Origin of the sequence: Methylopila sp. Yamaguchi (assembly GCF_002897035.1) — a bacterium.
Taxonomy (GTDB): Bacteria; Pseudomonadota; Alphaproteobacteria; order Rhizobiales; family Methylopilaceae; genus Methylopila.
In genome coordinates this window covers 240673-257417 of record NZ_BAUX01000005.1, presented here as the reverse complement: position 1 = coordinate 257417, position 16745 = coordinate 240673, and the positions used below count along the sequence as shown (strand labels likewise).

At 72.4% G+C, this 16745-nt stretch carries 15 protein-coding genes and 1 pseudogene; 7 read left to right on the top strand and 9 right to left on the bottom strand.

The window, feature by feature from the left end:
* A partial coding sequence (locus METY_RS08315; RefSeq protein WP_146035688.1) for an EAL domain-containing protein occupies window positions 1–969 on the top strand: 969 nt, incomplete at its 5' end.
* A gap of 31 nt (window positions 970–1000) precedes the next feature.
* Window positions 1001–1870, top strand: coding sequence for a TIGR01459 family HAD-type hydrolase (locus METY_RS08310; RefSeq protein WP_103120907.1), 870 nt, complete (start codon window positions 1001–1003; stop codon window positions 1868–1870).
* Between the two features lie 79 nt (window positions 1871–1949).
* Here METY_RS08310 and METY_RS08305 read toward each other — a convergent pair whose 3' ends face one another.
* The 3 genes from METY_RS08305 to METY_RS08295 form a co-directional block, all read right to left on the bottom strand.
* Window positions 1950–3344 carry a calcium-binding protein gene (locus METY_RS08305; protein ID WP_103120906.1) on the bottom strand — a complete coding sequence of 465 codons (1395 nt, stop codon included), beginning with the start codon at window positions 3342–3344 and terminating at the stop codon, window positions 1950–1952.
* 329 nt (window positions 3345–3673) lie between these two features.
* Window positions 3674–4954, bottom strand: coding sequence for a phosphoribosylamine--glycine ligase (gene purD, locus METY_RS08300; RefSeq protein ID WP_103120905.1), 1281 nt, complete (start codon window positions 4952–4954; stop codon window positions 3674–3676).
* A 97-nt stretch (window positions 4955–5051) separates the two neighbouring features.
* The gene (locus METY_RS08295) at window positions 5052–5414 is read right to left on the bottom strand and encodes a cupredoxin domain-containing protein (RefSeq protein ID WP_103120904.1); all 363 of its coding nucleotides are present in this window, start codon (window positions 5412–5414) and stop codon (window positions 5052–5054) included.
* Window positions 5415–5658: 244 nt separating this feature from the next.
* On the opposite strand from METY_RS08295, the gene xseA reads away from it, so the two are divergent.
* From xseA to METY_RS08280, 3 genes are all read left to right on the top strand, one after another.
* Window positions 5659–7122, top strand: a complete 1464-nt coding sequence (xseA, locus tag METY_RS08290) for an exodeoxyribonuclease VII large subunit (protein ID WP_103120903.1) — start codon at window positions 5659–5661, stop codon at window positions 7120–7122.
* Window positions 7123–7187: 65 nt separating this feature from the next.
* Window positions 7188–8102: an alpha/beta fold hydrolase gene (locus METY_RS08285; RefSeq protein WP_103120902.1), complete on the top strand. Its 915-nt coding sequence runs from the start codon at window positions 7188–7190 to the stop codon at window positions 8100–8102.
* Complete coding sequence (locus tag METY_RS08280; RefSeq protein WP_103120901.1) at window positions 8099–8935, top strand: patatin-like phospholipase family protein; 837 nt, start codon at window positions 8099–8101, stop codon at window positions 8933–8935. Before METY_RS08285 ends, METY_RS08280 begins: the two co-directional genes overlap by 4 nt.
* Before the next feature lie 30 nt (window positions 8936–8965).
* On the opposite strand, the gene METY_RS08275 is transcribed toward METY_RS08280, so the two are convergent.
* The 3 genes from METY_RS08275 to METY_RS08265 form a co-directional block, all read right to left on the bottom strand.
* A complete protein-coding gene (locus METY_RS08275; RefSeq protein WP_103120900.1) occupies window positions 8966–9349 on the bottom strand; it encodes a DUF4112 domain-containing protein in 384 nt (127 codons plus the stop codon).
* A complete protein-coding gene (locus METY_RS08270; protein WP_103120899.1) occupies window positions 9346–9504 on the bottom strand; it encodes a YqaE/Pmp3 family membrane protein in 159 nt (52 codons plus the stop codon). Before METY_RS08270 ends, METY_RS08275 begins: the two co-directional genes overlap by 4 nt.
* Window positions 9505–9577: 73 nt before the next feature.
* Complete coding sequence (locus tag METY_RS08265; RefSeq protein WP_103120898.1) at window positions 9578–10024, bottom strand: nucleoside deaminase; 447 nt, start codon at window positions 10022–10024, stop codon at window positions 9578–9580.
* A gap of 121 nt (window positions 10025–10145) precedes the next feature.
* On the opposite strand from METY_RS08265, the gene METY_RS08260 reads away from it, so the two are divergent.
* On the top strand, window positions 10146–12254 hold the full coding sequence (locus METY_RS08260) for a pseudouridine synthase (RefSeq protein ID WP_103120897.1): 2109 nt from the start codon (window positions 10146–10148) through the stop codon (window positions 12252–12254).
* A complete protein-coding gene (gene rsmD / locus METY_RS08255; RefSeq protein ID WP_103120896.1) occupies window positions 12235–12795 on the top strand; it encodes a 16S rRNA (guanine(966)-N(2))-methyltransferase RsmD in 561 nt (186 codons plus the stop codon). Before METY_RS08260 ends, rsmD begins: the two co-directional genes overlap by 20 nt.
* A 44-nt stretch (window positions 12796–12839) precedes the next feature.
* Here rsmD and METY_RS21385 read toward each other — a convergent pair.
* From METY_RS21385 to mutL, 3 genes and pseudogenes are all read right to left on the bottom strand, one after another.
* Window positions 12840–13316, bottom strand: a pseudogene (locus METY_RS21385) (GGDEF domain-containing protein); the annotation flags it as partial.
* A gap of 878 nt (window positions 13317–14194) precedes the next feature.
* On the bottom strand, window positions 14195–14806 hold the full coding sequence (locus METY_RS08245) for a hypothetical protein (RefSeq protein WP_103120894.1): 612 nt from the start codon (window positions 14804–14806) through the stop codon (window positions 14195–14197).
* Window positions 14807–14913: 107 nt separating this feature from the next.
* The gene (mutL, locus tag METY_RS08240) at window positions 14914–16716 is read right to left on the bottom strand and encodes a DNA mismatch repair endonuclease MutL (RefSeq protein ID WP_103120893.1); all 1803 of its coding nucleotides are present in this window, start codon (window positions 16714–16716) and stop codon (window positions 14914–14916) included.
* Window positions 16717–16745: the final 29 nt, after the last annotated feature.

The following is a 16745-nucleotide window of genomic DNA, read 5'->3' as shown; positions in this document are numbered from 1 at the left end:
GCCGAGGCCCGCCCGCTGATCCCGCCGCCGCCGCCCGCGCCCCCGCGCCGACCGCGCCGCGCCGAGGCCGCGGCTTCGCCTTCGAAGCCGCAGGCTCCCGATCCGTTCGACCCCGCGGAAGCCGAGGACGAGACCCAGGGCTACGCCGGCGCGGCGGATCGCGGCCTCGCGGCGCGCGTCGAGCTGGCGCTGCGGGACGACCGCGTCGACTTCTACCTCCAGCCGGTGGTGTCGCTGCCGAATCGCCGCATCCTGCACTACGAGGGCTTCTCCCGGCTGCGGGAGCCGGACGGGCTGGTGCTGCCGGAGGAGTTCCTGCCGGCCGCGGCCGCGGAAGGCCGGCTGGTCGAGATCGACCGCCGCGCGATCGAGCGCGCCGCGCGCGTCGCCCACCGCCTCAACGCGCGCGGGCGCGGCGTGCGCATCTTCGTCAACATCGCCTCCGAGACCCTCGCCGACGACCGGGTCGCGCGCGACGTCGCGACCTATATCGACGGCTCGCCGGAGCTCGCGCGGCTGCTGGTGCTGGAGCTGTCCCAGTCCGCCTTCGACGGTCTCGGCGCCCTCGAGCGAGAGAACCGGGACGCGCTGGCGGCGAAGGGCGTGCGTTTTTCCATCGACCAGGTCTCGAACCTCCGGCTCGACGGGCGCGATCTCGCCGCCCGCGGCGTTCGCTTCGTGAAGGTTCCGGCTGCGACGCTGCTCGATCCCGACACCGCGCGAAACCTCCCTGTGCACCCCGCCGACCTGCCCAACCTTTTGGCCCGCGACGGCGTCGACCTCATCGCGACGCATGTGGAGGAGGAGCGCACCACGCCGGAGCTGCTCGACCTCGACGTGAAGGCGGCGCAGGGCTTTCTGTTCGGCGTGCCGCGGCCGGTGCGCGGGGAGGGCGGAGAATCGGGCGAGACGGGATCGGACGGCGTCACCCGCGCGTTCACTCCTCATGCCTTTCCCCGCCGCGCTTGACGGCGTTCCGCCGCGGCTCTAGGGCGCCCTCATGACCGACATCTCCGACTCTCCCGTCTTCGCGCGGTTCGCGCCGCTCGCCTCCGCCTACGACGTCGCGCTGTGCGACGTCTGGGGCGTGCTGCACAACGGCGTCGCCGCCCATGCGGAGGCCGGCGACGCGCTGACGCGCTTCCGCGCGCAGGGCGGCGTGGTGGTGCTGATCTCCAACGCGCCGCGTGACAGCGAGTGGGTGATCGACCACCTCGACGGCTACGGCGTGCCGCGCAGCGCCTGGGACGCGGTGATCACCTCGGGCGACGTCACCCACCACATGCTGGCGGAGCGAGGCGTCGCCCGCGTCCACCACATCGGGCCGATGCGCGACGTGCCGCTGTTCGGCGACGAGCGCATCGAGCGCGTGAGCGTGGAGGAGGCGCCGCTTGCGGTGGTGACCGGCCTGTTCGACGACCGGACCGAGGAGCCGGAGGACTACCGCCCGCTGCTCGAGGAGCTGAAGGATCGCGGGATGCCGCTGATCTGCGCCAACCCCGACTTGGTGGTGCAGATCGGCGACGACCTGATCTGGTGCGCCGGAGCGATCGCCGACATGTACCGCGACATGGGCGGCGAGACCCACTACGCCGGCAAGCCCTACGCCCCGATCTACGACGCCGCGATCGCCGTCGCCTCCGACATTCGCAAACGCACGGTCGACCGCTCCCGCATCATCGCCATCGGCGACGCCGTGCGCACCGATCTCGCGGGGGCCGCGGCGGCGGGGATCGACTGCCTGTTCGTGGCGGACGGCATCCACGCCGAGGAGCTCGGCCCCGGCGCGCCGGACCCGGAAAAACTCGCGGCGTTGTTCGCCGAGAACGGCGACACTCCGGTCGCGGTCACGCCCAAGCTGACGTGGTGATCTGTCCTCCCGCCGGGGAGGCCGCGCCTGCCCACCCCGGTGTGAGCCGAGGGGGCGTTTCTTTTGAGCGCGTCGGCGGTCAGACGAGGGAGAACGCCGAGACGTCGTCCGCGGTGAGCTCCGGCGCGCCGCGCAGGGTCACGAGCAGCACGGCCTGACCGGATCCCGAGCCGTCGGCGTCGAAGAACAGGCGGCCGTTGCTCTCGGCGTAGATGAAGCGCGCATCCCCGGACGTCGCGATCCCGCGGGCGTTCGATTCGAACGACGTCGCGTCGAAGGTCGCGAGGCCGAAGCCTGCGAGGTCGATCTGGATGCGGTCGACGCCCGCCTCGAAGTCCGTGATGACGTCTCCCGCATCGCCAGCGTCGGTGAAGGCGAAGACGTCCGCGCCGGCCCCGCCCGTCAGCACGTCTTTGCCCACGCCGCCGGCGAGGGTGTCGTCGCCGGCGCCGCCGTAGAGCCGATCGACCCCGTCGAGGCCGGAAAGCAGGTTGTTCTGATCGTTGCCGACGAGCTTGTTGTCGCCGTTGTTGCCGAGGCCCTTGACGGCCTGACCGATGAGGCGGAGCTCCTCAACGTTGTCCGTCAGCTGGAACGAGCCCTTAGACAGGACCACGTCGTAGCCCTCGTCGGCGAGTTCGACGACGACGTCCTTGTACGTGCTCACGACGTAGACGTCGTCACCTTCGCCGCCGACCAGGCGGTCAATCCCGCCGCGGCCGTCGAGTCGGTCGTCGCCGGCGCCGCCCAGCAGCGTGTCGGCGCCGCTCGCGCCGAAGAGCTTGTTGTCGAGTTCGTTGCCGGTGAGGGTGAGGCCGGTCGCGCCGACTGCGACGATCTTCTCGATATTCGCTGGCAGCGCATAGTCGACCGTCGTGTAGACCGCGTCATAACCTTCGCCGCCGAGCTCGGTGATCACGTCGTCCGCGCTGTCGACGTAGTAGAGGTCGTCGCCCAGATCACCGATCATCTCCTGCGCGCCGTCGCCGAGGACCCCGATCACGTCAGGCCCAGACGTGCCGAAGAGCGCAGTCGAAACGCCGGCCGGGCCGGCGGTCTGGGCGAAGACGTAGTCGCCGCCCTGGTCGAGATCGCCGCTGAGGCGAATCCAGAACTGCTGCCCGGCCCAAGTGTCGAACGACACGCTTGACGTGCCGGCGGTCAGGTCGCCGACGTTATTGACCGCGCCCGGGCCATTGTAATTGTAGAACACCGTCATCTGCGTGTTGAACGACGCGCTCAGCACGGAAAATTCTACGGTGGCCTCGCCCTCAGCCGTGTAGGTGAACCAGACGCTCTTATCGTCCGCCAGCTCGTAGTTGCTATAGCTGCTGTCCCAGACGAGGTCGTCGTAACCGATGGGCTCTCCATCCGGATACTGGTTGGTGGCTTCGGCCGTGTTCCCGGAATAGGTGAACCCATCGCCGCGGATGACGATCGCCTTGTCGAAATTGTCGTTGATGGGTCGCGCCATGGCCGCCTCGCAAGATCTACCGAATCAGCCCCCGCCGAGCCGACGCGAGCTGATAGCTCAAGCGAAGCTTCCGGCCCTATGCGTAGCGATACCTACCAGGTAGATCGGATTATTTTGATGGATAATGCGATCTTAATTTAACCTATTGTATTCGAAATCTGCTCCGATGGCGCCTCACAGTTGCGATTCGGGCGGTCGTACACTTGTAGAGCGAGCCCGCGGTTCACTGTTCAGCTTCAGGAGCGCCTCAGCCGCCCAAAACAGGAGCGAAACCCGCCGCGGGGCTTGACGGCCGCGGCGGCAGGTTCCTCGCCGGCGAACGCCTCGCCTCAGCCCTCTTCCGCCTGAGCGGCGGCGCGCCAGCCGATGTCGCGGCGGCAAAAGCCGTCCGGCCAGTCGATGAGGTCCACCGCGTCGTAGGCGTTCATCTGCGCCTCGGCCGCGTCCGCGCCCAGCGCCGACACTGCGAGCACGCGGCCGCCCGCCGAGACCAGCTTGCCGTCCTTCAGCGCCGTCCCGGCGTGAAACACGGTAACGCCCGGCCGCTTCCCGGCCGCCTCGATCCCGCGGATCTCCGACCCCTTCGCGTAGTCGCCGGGATAGCCCTTCGCCGCCATGACGACGGCGAGCGCGGTGTCCGGTTTGAAAGAGGGCGTCAGGCCGGCGAGCCGGCCCTCGACCGCGGCTAAAAGCAGCTCGAGCAGGTCGTCCTTGAGCCGCGGCAGCACGACCTGCGCCTCCGGGTCGCCGAAGCGCACGTTGTACTCGACGAGCTTCGGGCCGTCGGAGGTGAGCATCAGCCCGGCGTAGAGGAAGCCCACGAACGGGGTCCCGTCGGCTTGAAGCGCGGCGACGGTCGGGCGGACGATGCGCGCCATCGCGTCTTCCGCCAGCGCGTGGCTCAGCGCCGGCGTCGGCGAATAGGCGCCCATGCCGCCGGTGTTCGGGCCTTCGTCGCCGTCGTAGGCGCGCTTGTGGTCCTGCGCGTCCCCGAACACGAGCGCCGTCGTCCCGTCGCACAGCGCGAACAGGCTGGCCTCCTCGCCCGCCATGAACTCCTCGACGACCGCTTCGGCGCCGGCCTCGCCGAAGCCGCCGGAGAACACGTCGTCGACGGCGGCGTGCGCCTCCTCGAGGGTCATGGCGACGGTGACGCCCTTGCCGGCGGCGAGGCCGTCGGCCTTGATCACGACCGGCGCGCCGAAGACCTCGACCGCGGCGTGGCCTTCGGCGCCCGAACGGCAACGCCTGAAGCCGGCCGTCGGGATGTCGTGGCGGGCGCAGAGCTCCTTGGTGAACGCCTTGGAGCCTTCCAGCCGGGCGGCCGCGGCGCTGGGACCGAAGGCCTTGATCCCCGCCTCCGCGAGCCGGTCCACGACGCCGGCCACCAGCGGCGCCTCGGGCCCGACCACGACGAGGTCGACCTTCTCGGTGGTCGCGAGCCGGACGATCCCGTCGAGGTCGTCGACGGGAACGTCGCGGAGCTCGGCGTGCTGGGCGATGCCGGGGTTGCCCGGCGCCGCGATCAGCCGCGTGAGCTTCGGGCTCTTGGCGAGCGTCGCGGCGAGCGCGTGCTCGCGTCCGCCGGAGCCGAGGAGAAGGACGATCATAGGGGCCTCGCAGGGGCGTCGACGGGGGAGGTCGACGCCCTTCTAGCGGAGGCGGGCCCGGAGGTCACGGCCGGCGGGGCCGACCTCCGCCCGGGCCTTACTCGACCACGACCTTGGCCTTCATCGTCGGGTGCGGCGTGCAGATGTAGTCGTAGGTTCCGGCTTCGCCGAAGGTCACGGTGTAGCTCTCGCCCTTGTTCAGCATCTTGCCCTGGGCCTTGGGGTCGCCCTTGGCAGGGCCGTTGCGGAAGTGGACGTTGTGGGCGACCTCGTCGTCGTTGGTCCAGGTGACGCTGCCGCCCTTCTTCACCTTCACCTCCTCGGTCGCGAAGGCCATGTTGGCGATCGACACCTTGACGGCGTCGGCCGGCGCCTGGTCGACGACGGTGATGGCCTGGGCGAAGGCGGCGCCTGCGGGCAGGGCGAGGGACAGGGCGGCGGCGAGCAGGAACGTGCGCATGAAATGTCCTCCACCGCGGATGCTCTTGTCGGGCGGCGGCCGCCGCGGCGCGGCCCCGTCCTCGCGCGGCGCAAGCCCAAGGGCCGCGCCGCGTGCGATCCCGGCAGGTAGAAGGGGCGGCACGTCGGGCAAGGACGTTTCGCCAGGCTGACGCAGACGTGACCTGCGCCGTCGCCGTCGCCTTGGACGCCGAACGCGGCTAACGTCGCGCACGCTCTTGACCGCTCCGAACGCACCGAGGCCCATGCCCCCGTCCGTCTCCGCCGCCAGCAACGCCCTCGAGGTCTCGGTCTCCGAACTGTCCCAGCAGCTCAAGCGGACGGTTGAGGACACCTTCGGCTACGTCCGCGTGCGCGGCGAGATCTCCGGCTACCGAGGGCCGCATTCGTCCGGCCACGCCTATTTCGCGCTGAAGGACGAGGGCGCGAAGATCGACGCCGTGGTCTGGCGGGCGTCGTTCGGCAAGCTCCGGTTCAAGCCGGAGGAGGGCATGGAGGTGATCGCCACCGGCCGCCTCACGACCTATCCCGGCAAGTCCGCCTACCAGATCGTCATCGACACGCTGGAGCCCGCGGGCGTCGGCGCGCTCATGGCGCTGCTGGAGGAGCGCAAGCGCAAATTCCAGGCGGAAGGCCTGTTCGCGGCTGAGCGAAAGCGCCGGATCCCCTACCTTCCGGAGGTGATCGGCGTCGTCACCTCGCCGACCGGCGCGGTGATCCGGGACATTCTCCACCGGGTGTCGGACCGGTTTCCGCGACGCGTGATCGTGTGGCCGGTGCGGGTGCAGGGCGAGACCGCGGCCGCCGAGGTTGCGGCCGCGATACGCGGCTTCAACGCGCTCGCGCCCGGCGGCTTGATCCCGCGCCCGGACGTGCTGATCGTCGCCCGCGGCGGCGGCAGCCTTGAGGACCTCTGGGGCTTCAACGAGGAGATCGTGGTGCGCGCCGCGGCGGAGAGCGCCATCCCCCTGGTCTCCGCCGTTGGGCATGAGACCGACACCACGCTGATCGACTACGTCTCCGACCGGCGCGCGCCGACGCCGACCGCCGCGGCCGAAATGGTGACGCCGGTGCGCGCGGAGCTGCTGGCTGCGACCGCCGAACGCGGCGCCCGGCTCCGCGCCGCGACGCTGCGGGGCATGGAGGCGCGCCGGACGGAGCTGCGCTCCGCCGCGCGGGCGTTGCCGACGCTTGAGACGCTGATCCAGATCCCCCGCCAGCGGCTGGACCACGCCGCGGCGCGGCTGCGTCCTGCGCTCGCCGCCAACGCCGGCCGCCACCGCGCCCGCTTCGCCGCCGCCTCCGCGCGGCTTCAGCCTGCGGCGCTGACCCAGCGCGTGCATCTCGGGCGCGAGCGGGCGGACGGCCTCGCGGCCCGGCTGGAGCGTGCGGCGACGGCGCTCGCTGACAAGCGGCGCGACCGGCTGGCCTCCGTCTGGAAGCTCGTGCGCAGCCTCAGCCACGAGGGCGTGCTGGAGCGCGGCTACGCGCTGGTGCTGAACGCCGAGGGCCATGTGCTGCGCCGCGCCGCCGAGGTGGGCGACGGTGAGCAGGTGCGCCTCAAATTCCAGGACGGCGAGCGCGCCGCGACCGCAGGCGAGGGCGCCGCGCCGCCTCCGCCGGCGGCCCCGCAGGCGCAACCCGCGGCGCGCAGGGAGTCGAAACCGCGCAAGCCCGCGCCCGCGCCGCAGTCGGACCTGTTCGGCTGAAAGCGGGCGGCTGCCGGCGCGTGCGACCCGCTAAGCTGGAGGCTGGAATGTTGGAGGATGGGACGATGGCCAAGGCCGCGCTCGCCGACCTGTTTCCGGGCTTCGCGCCGCGCTGGATCGACGTCGCGGACGACGTTCGCCTGTTCGCGCGCGTCGGCGGGGAGGGGCCGCCGCTTTTGCTGCTCCACGGCTACCCCCAGACCCATGTGTGCTGGCGGAAGGTCGCGCCCCTGCTCGCGGAGCGCTTCACCGTCGTGCTGCCCGACCTGCGGGGTTACGGCTGGTCGTCCGTTCCGCCGCCCGCTCCGGAGTCCTACGCCAAGCGCGTGATGGCCGAGGACATCGTGAACCTGATGCGGGCGATGGGCCACGAGCGCTTCGCCGTCGCCGGCCACGACCGAGGCGGCCGCGTCGGCTATCGCCTGGCGCTCGACCACCCCGAGCGCGTCACGAAGCTCGCCGTGCTCGACATCGTGCCGACCGAACGGATGTGGGCGGGATTCGGACGCGCGCGGGCGCTCTCTGCCTATCATTGGGCCTTCCTCGCGCAGCCCGCGCCGTTCCCCGAGACGCTGATCGCCGCAGACCCGACCTACTTCCTGGAATGGACGCTCGCGAGCTGGACCGCGGCGAAGACGCTCGACGCCTTCGGCTGCGAGGCGCTCAATCATTATCGCGCGTTCTTCGCCGATCCCGGCCGGGTGGCGGCGACCTGCGCGGACTACCGCGCCGGCGCGACGCTGGACGTCGCCCACGACGAGGCCGACCGCGCGGCGGGTCGGCGGATCGCGGCGCCCGTTCTGGCGCTGTGGGGCGAGACGGGCTTTCCCGGCCAGGGCGGCGGCAGGCCGGTCGACGTCTGGCGGGACTGGGCCGACGACGTGCGCGGAGAGGCGCTGGCCTGCGGCCACTTCCTGCCGGAGGAGGCGCCGCAGGCGACCGCCAAGGCGCTTTTGACCTTCTTCGGAGATCTCGTGTGACGGACAGTCGGCCAAGCCGCCGGATCGGCCTCGCGCTTGGAGGCGGCGGCGCCCGCGGCCTTGCGCACCTGCACGCGCTCGAGGCCTTCGACGAGCTGGGCCTGCGCCCCTCTGCGATCGCGGGCGTGTCGATCGGCGCGATCTACGGCGCCGCCTACGCCGCGGGCCTCTCCGCCAAGGAGCTTCGCGCCCACACGGCCGCCATGCTGCGCGACCGCGGCGCGGTCCTCTCCAAGCTGATGAAGGCGCGGGTCGGCCGGCTGACCGATCTCTTCGGAGCCGGTTCGCGGAACCCGGTCCTCGTCGACGCCGAACTGCTGCTCGCGCAATTCCTGCCCGATGGCGTTCCCGAGACCTTCGACGCGCTCCAGATCCCTTTCGTCACCATCGCGACCGACTTCTTTGGCCGCGCGGAGATCCGCTTCGACGAAGGGCCCTTGCGGCCGGCCGTCGCGGCGTCGATCGCGATCCCCGGGCTGTTCCGGCCGGTCGTGCATCACGACCGGACGCTGATCGACGGCGCCATGACCAACCCGCTGCCCTTCGACGCGCTCGACGATGTCGACGCGGTGATCGCGGTCGACGTCACCGGAGGCCCCGTCGCAAGCGAGGGCCGCGTCCCGAACGCCTTCGAGACCACGCTCGGATCGCTTCAGATCATGCAGACGACCATCGTCGCGGGGAAGCTGGCGCGCCGGCCGCCGGAGGCAGTGATCCGCCCCAACGTCGAGGCCATCACCTTGCTGGATTTCCTGAAGACGACCGCCGTGCTCCGCGCGAGCGAAGCGGCTAAGGGCGAGACCAAAAGGGCGATCGAGGCCGTGTTGAGCTGAGATGGGCCAAGCCCGTGGCGGCGTCGCGCGTCAACGCCCGGCGAAGTGCCTCTTCAGCAGCGCCATGTTGCGGCGGTTCGCCTTGAAGGCGAAGTCGAACACCGTTCCGATCACCGGCACGCTGCCCACCACGGTGTCGATCGCGACGTTGCCCACCATGCGCGCCAGGATGTGGTTCGGCGCCCCGAGATCGTGGGCGCGCTTGATCATGTAGGCCGAGACCACGGCGGTCGACAGGTCGCCCGCCACCGGCACGATGCTCGCGAGCGCGTCGATCCCGAAGCGCCAGTTGGTGCCGGGGATGCGCCAGCGCGTGTCGAGCAGATCGGCGAGCCGGTCGAGATCGTCCAGCGACGCCTGACGCGCCGGCGGCTCCATGCGCCCGGCGAAGCCGGTGGCGGCCTTGGCGGTCATTTGCGGATGATGACCCAGATGGCGTGGATGATGCCCGGGATGTAGCCGAAGAGCGTCAGCAGGATGTTCAGCCAGAAATGCAGGCCGATGCCGACCTGCAGGAACACGCCGAGCGGCGGCAGCAGGATGGCGATCAGGATGCGGACGACGTCCATGCGGTCTCACCTCGGGTCTCGCGTCGGGGCGGCCGACGGCTCCGGCTCGGTAACGCCGCGGACGGCGTTTCGTTCACCCCTTGGAGATGGGATCGCGCAGGCCCTGAAAAAAGACCCTGAGAAGCTCGGCCGCGTCGCGCTCCGCGATGCCGGGGTAGACCTCCGGCGCGTGGTGACAGGTCGGCTGGTGGTAGAGCCGCACGCCTGAGGTGACGGCGCCGCCCTTCGGATCCTCCGCGCCGAAGTACAGCCGGCGGATGCGGGCGAAGGAGATCGCGCCGGCGCACATCGGGCAGGGCTCCAGCGTCACGTGCAGGTCGCAGCCGGTCAGCCGCTCCGCGCCGAGCGCCTCGCAGGCCAAGCGGATCGCGACGATCTCGGCGTGAGCGGTCGGGTCGTTGCGCGCTCGGGTCAGGTTGCCGGCGGCGGCGATCACCCGGCCGTCCCGGGTCACGACGGCGCCCACGGGCACCTCGCCGCGGGCGGCGGCGGCCCGCGCCTCGGCCAGGGCGCGCTCCATCGGGGTCACGGACGTCTCCTGCGGTTCGACCGCGGACAGAGGTAGCCTCCGCGCAGGCCTGCTGTCGACCGGACGATAACCGCTCGTAAACCGCGCCTGCGCGTGCTATCGCCCGGCGATCATGACAGACCCGACCGACCGCCCCGACGCCAGTCCCGACGACGCCGCGACGCCCCCTCCGGGCGAGCGCGTGGCGAAGGTCATCGCGCGCGCCGGCCTCGGCTCCCGCCGCGAGGCCGAGGCCTGGATCGAGGCCGGCCGCGTCGCGGTCAACGGCCGAACCATCGACAGCGCCGCCCGCAACATCACCGCGCAGGACGCCGTCACCGTCGACGGCCGCCCGCTGCCGGCCCGCGAGCGCACGCGGCTGTGGCTCTACCACAAGCCCCGCGGCTACGTGACGACCACCCACGATCCCGAAGGCCGCGAGACGGTGTTCGAGATTCTGCCGCCGGCGATGCCGCGGGTGGTCACCATCGGCCGGCTCGACATCAACACCGAAGGCCTGCTGCTGCTCACCAACGACGGCGGCCTCGCCCGCGTGCTGGAGCTGCCGGAGACGGGCTGGCTGCGCCGCTACCGCGTGCGCGCCTTCGGCCGGACCACGCAGGACAAGCTCGACGCGCTGAAGGACGGCGTGACCATCGACGGCTTCGCCTACGGCGGCATCGAAGCTGTCATCGAGCGCCAGCAGAGCGACAACGTCTGGCTGATGATCGGCCTCCGCGAGGGCAAGAACCGCGAGGTCAAGCGCGTCGCCGAGCATCTCGGCCTCGCCGTGAACCGGCTGATCCGCGTGTCCTTCGGTCCGTTCCAGCTCGGCGATCTGGGCGAGGGCGCGGTCGAGGAGGTGCGGACCCGCGTGCTTCAGGACCAGCTCGGCAAGCGCCTGATCGACGAGGCAGGCTGCGATTTCGAGGCCGAAGCGGTCAGCCATGGCGAGGACGCGCCGGTGGTCACCGGCGGCCGCGGCGCCGGGCGCAAGACGCCGGAGAAGCGGGCCGCTGCCGACCAGAGCCGCCTGAAGGACCCGTCCCAGCGCGTCGGCCGCAAGGCCCCGCTGGCGCGCCCGCGGGACGTGCCGGCGCCGCCGACCCTCGCCGAGGGCGAGACCGAGGAGCGGCCGACGCGCACCAAGCGCGCCCCGGCCGTCGCCGACCGCCGCGGGCGCACCGTGAAGGTGGAGCGCGTCGCGCGCGCCGAGAACGACCCCGCGCCGCGCCGCGCCCGCAAGGCCGACCCCGAGGCCGCCGAACGTTTCGGCGCGCCCGGCCGCGCCCCGCGGCCGCCGCGTCCCGGCTCGAAGCCCGCAGCCCGCGACGGCAAGCCCGCCGGCCGCAGCTTCAAGCCGCGCGAGGGCGACGAAGCCCGCGCTCCCCGCGGACCGCGGGCCGACGGCGAGCGCCGCGGGCCCCCGCGCGGCGACCGCCCCGAGCGCGGCGACCGTCCGCAGCGCAGCTTTGGCGATCGTCCCGCGCGCGCGCCCTCTGGTGACCGACCCGACCGCGGCGAGCGCCCCTCGCGCAGCTTCGGGGATCGCCCCGCGCGTGCCCCTTCCAGCGACCGTCCCGCGCGCGCGCCGTCCGGGGATCGTCCTGACCGCGGCGAGCGCCCCGCGCGGAGCTTCGGGGATCGCCCCGCGCGCGCTCCGTCCGGCGACCGTCCCGACCGTGGCGAGCGCCCGGCGCGGAGCTTTGGCGACCGTCCCGCGCGGGCGCCTTCCGGCGACCGGCCCAGATCTGCGGCGACCACCGAGGGCGCGCGCCGTTCGGAGCCGCGTTGGCGCTCCGAAGAAGCCCCGCGGAGCGAGCGGCCTCGCAGCGACCGTCCGCAGGGTGATCGTCCCCAAGGCGCGCGTTCTCAAGGCGACCGTCCCCGAACCGAGCGGTCGGGCGCCGGCAAGGCGTACGGCGATCGTCCGCCGCGCCGCGACGGCGAGCGGCCGTACGGCGACAAGCCCCGCGGCGAACGCCCTCAGGGCGACCGTCCGTCGGGAGGCCGGCCGCCCCGCGGCGACGCTCCGCGCGGCGCCGGCGCTGGCGGGAAGCCGGTTGGCCGGTCCAGCGGCAAGCCGGGTGGTTTTGGAAGCAAGCCGGGCGGATCGTCGGGCAAGCCTGGCGGACGCCCCGGCGGCAAGCCGGGCGGCTTCAAGCCGCGCGGTCCGGGAGGCGGCAAGCCGGCCGGCGGCGGGGGCAGGGGACGGCCGGGCGGTGCGGATCGTCGGGGGTAAGTTCAAGGGCCGCGCCCTGAAGGGGCCGGCCGCGGACTCGCGCGCGATCCGTCCCACGACGGACCGCCTGCGCGAAGCCGTGTTCAACGTGCTGGCTCACTCCTATGGCGATCCGGCCGACGGCGCGCGCGTGCTTGACCTCTTCGCCGGCACCGGAGCGCTCGGCTTCGAGGCGCTGTCGCGCGGGGCGCGGTTCGCGCTGTTCGTGGACGAGGGGGCCGAGGCCCGCGCCTGCCTTCGCGCCAATGTGGAGACTCTCGGCCTGGGAGGGCAGACGCGCATCGCGCGCCGCGACGCCACACGCATGGGGCCGGTCGGCGCGACCGCTCCGTTCGATCTGATCTTCGCGGATCCGCCCTACGGGCGCGGGCTCGGGGAGCGCGCCTTGTCCTCCGCCCGCGAGGGCGGCTGGCTGGCGCCCGGAGCGCTGATCGTCTGGGAAGAGACGACGGACGCAGAGGCGATGACGCCGGCCGGGTTCGACCCGCTCGAGACCCGCACGTACGGCGACACGCGTATCGCGTTGCTGCGCGCCGCCTGACGCGGATCGCTCCGCCGGATCCGCGGCCGATTGGAGACGATCGTGCGGTTTCGCCCGGCGTCTTTCGCCAGATACATCGCCTCGTCGGCGAACGACACGATCTCGGCGACATGCGCGCAGTCGAGCTCGGTCGAGGACACGCCGACGCTCAGGGTGGCGCGGACGACGTGGTCGCCCACCCTGATCCGGGTTTCGGCGAACGACCGCCGCAGTCTTTCGGCGACCGCCTCGGCCTGCGCCAGCGTCGCGCCCGGCAGCAGGCAGACGAACTCCTCGCCGCCGATCCGAAACAGCGCGTCGCGCGCGCGGATCGAGCGTTGCGCCGCCGCCGCCGCCTCCACGATCACGACGTCGCCGACGTCGTGGCCAAAGCGATCGTTGATCGTCTTGAAGTTGTCGATGTCGAACACCAGCGCCGCGACGCCGACGGCGTCGGAGGAGCGTTCGTTCTCGAGCAACAGCAGCTCCTGGTCGAAGGCGCGCCGGTTCAACGCGCCGGTCAGATGATCGCGCAGCGCCATCTCGTAGTTGGCGAGCGCCACGCGTTCCCGCGACATGGCGACGACAAGCGCGACGGTCGCCGAGGCCTGCGCCACCACGGCGGCGTTGTAGGCGACGACGGCCCAGACTTCGGGGGCGCCGAGGCCGAGCGGCGCGGGAAGGAACGGAACGAACGGGGCGCGAAGCGCGCTCAAGCCGGCGAAGAACCCCATCAGCGCCACGAGAAGCCGTCGCGACGGCAGGGCCTCGTCGCGCCCGCGCCAGAACTCCCACGCGATCAGTCCGTTCAACGCCGCGACGCAGAGCGTGCGCGCCACGCCGCCCACGGCCGGCAGGCCAAGGGATTGCGCCGCCACGTCGAAGCTGACCCAGCCGAGAGCGACGGCCAGGGCCGTTCCCACGACGTTCGAACGCTGGTCGAAGGCGCGGGCGGCCTGCCACGCGAAACCGTGGGTAAGGATCACCCCTGCGACCGCGATCCGCTCCTGCCACTCCCTGACGAGGAAGCTGTCGCCCACCAATAGGGCCGCCGACGCGACGGCGAACAGGAACGGCAGGGTCCACCACCACAGCCGCTTTGGTCGCCCGGAGCCGGCCCAGGACAACAGCAGGGACGCGCCCAGCAGCGCGAGGACCACCGCCGAGCAGGCGACCATCGTTGGAACGTCGAGGCGCATCAAGCGGTGACGGCTCTGATCTTGGGCATATGAAAAATCACGTATACCAGCAAACGTGGGCGAGGACGCCATGGGCCCGCGCTTTTGCGCTGGCCTCGTTCGGCTTGGTGAACGCATCCGTCTGGGCGAAAGCGCCTGTGGCCTTCTGGCGCAGAACAGGAGAGCGTCTTCGACCCGGGCAAGGCCCCCGCTCTCGGGAGCGCCGGTCTCTCGCAACCGGTTCAGCGCGGGTACCAGAACTCCATCTGGCCGGGGGGAGCCTTGTAGTTCGCGATGGTCTTGACCACTGAGCCCTCGAGGCCGCGTTTCGCCGCAATCGCGGCCACCTGCTCGGCGAGCGGCCGGTCGGCGTCGTTGAAGTAGCGCACCTCCGGCGTCGTGGGCGCGCGCCCAGCGACCAGCTCGATGCCGGGCGACTGGAAGCCGGCGGCCCGAAGGTCGCGCCACAGGTCCTCGGCGGCGAAGCGGGCGTCCATGTCGGGCGCCTGGATGTAGACGGTCCCCACAACCGCCGAGGTCGCGGCGGCGGGCGCGACGTCGCCCGGCGTGATCGCGGCGTTGCGGGCGTCGAAGGCTTTCGCGCTTTCGGCGGTCGCCGCGATGCGGCTCGCGGCCTCGCCGGGCGGCGTCAGGGCGCCGGCGGCGTAGGCCGTAACCAGGGCTACGATCGACAAGAGGTAGAGCGCATAGAGGCCCGTGCGCATGACGCGCGGCGTCTTCACGATCCGCGCCATGGTCAGCGCGACGATGAGCGTAAGCGCAACGAACACGCCGACCAGAGCGTAGACCGCGGCGAGCCGCAGCGCGAGATCGGTGGCGGTCTGTTGAAGCATGGCGCCTGTCTCCTGGGCGAATCGCGGAGGTCGATGCTCGCCGCCGCCGCCCGGTCGATCAACCGTGGCTCGAGCCCCCGCCGCAGCCGGCCGGCGTCACGTGTACGTCAGCGCCGCCCGAACAGCTTTTCGAGGTCGGCCGTCGAGAGCCGCACGAAGGTCGGTCGGCCGTGGTTGCAGGTGGAGGCGGCGGGCTCGGCCTCGATCGCGCGCAGCAGCGCGTTCATCTCGTCGGGTTTGAGCTTGCGGCCCGAGCGCACCGAGCCGTGGCAGGCGACGGTCGCGAGGATGTGGTCGAGCCTGCGGGCGAGCGGCGCGGCCTCGGCGTCGCCTTCCGCGAGCGCCTCCGCCACGTCCCGGAGCAGGGCGGCGCCGTCGCAGGGGCCAAGCGGGGCTGGCGTCGCGCGCACCAGGAGCGCGCCGGGGCCGAAGCCTTCGACGCCGAGGCCGAGCGTCGCCAGCGTCTCCGCGTGCGCCAGCACGCGCTCGGCGTCGGCCGGGTCGAGGTCGACCACGTCGGGGACCAGCAGCTCCTGCCGGGGCACGCCCGAGGTCGCGCGCAGCCGCTTCAGCTCCTCGTAGACGAGCCGCTCATGCGCGGCGTGGGCGTCGACGAGCACCACCCCGTCGCGGGTCTCGGCCAGCACGTAGGTGTCGTGGAGGTGGGCCTTGGCGGCGCCCAGCGGGCGGTCGCGGGCGCCGTCTGGCGCGGCGTCGGCCACATGCGGCGCGGCCTGCGGCGGGAGGTCGACGAGGTCGACCGAGAACGCCGCCTGCGCGCTTTCGCCGTAGCCGCGGGCGGGCGGGCTCCAGCGCGGGGCGACGGTCGCGCTCGGCCGATAGGCGGGCGCCTGCGCAGGCGCGCGGGCGACGAAGCGGGCGATCTCGGCGCCGCCGGCGGCGTAAGGCGCCGGGCCGTGGGAGGCGAGCGCCGCCCGCACCGTCGAGACCAGCAGCGCCCGGATCAGGCCGGAATCACGGAAGCGCACCTCGGCCTTGGCGGGGTGCACGTTGACGTCGACCTCGCCGGGGCCGACCCGCACGTCGAGCGCCGCCACGGGATGGCGGTCGCGCGGCATGACGTCCTGGTAGGCGGCCTTGAGCGCGCCGACGAGCAGGCGGTCGCGGACCGGGCGGCCGTTGACCGAGAGGTAGATCGCGCCCGCGGTCGCCCGGTGCAGATGGCTGAGGCCGACATGGCCCAGCAGGCGGGCGCTCTCGCGCAGGCTGTCGATCGGGATGACGGCCTCCGCCACCTCGGCCCCGAGCACCTGCGCAAGGCGTTCCGCGAAGCCCGCGGCGTCAGGCGCCACGGCCGGAAAGCGCAGCGTGCGCTCGGCCAGCACCAGGGTGAAGTCGACCTGGGGGGCGGCGAGCGCCAGCCGCCGCACCACCTCGGCCGCGGCCTGCGCCTCCGCGCGCTCCGACTTCAGGAACTTGGCGCGGGCGGGCGTGGCGAAGAAGAGGTCGCGGACTTCGATGCGCGTGCCGTGCGGCAGCGCCGCGGGCTCGACCTCGCCCTTCGCGCCGCCCTCGACCGTCAGCCGCCAGCCGTGCGGCGCGTGCGCCGTGCGGGTCGCGATCTCGAGCCGGGCGATGGCGCCGATCGACGGCAGCGCCTCGCCGCGGAAGCCCATGGTGACGACCCCGGCGAGGTCGTCGTCGCTCGAGATCTTCGACGTGGCGAAACGCTCGACCGCAAGGACGAGGTCGTCGCGGTCCATGCCGCAGCCGTCGTCCGAGACGCGGATGAGGCGGGCGCCGCCGCCCTCGAGCACGACCTCGATCCGCCGCGCGCCGGCGTCGAGCGCGTTCTCGGCGAGCTCCTTCACCACAGAGGCGGGACGCTCGACCACCTCGCCGGCGGCGATCCGGTTCGCGACCGTGTCGGTGAGGAGGCGGACAGGCATCAGGTGAGACGGCTCGCGAGTCGGGCCGT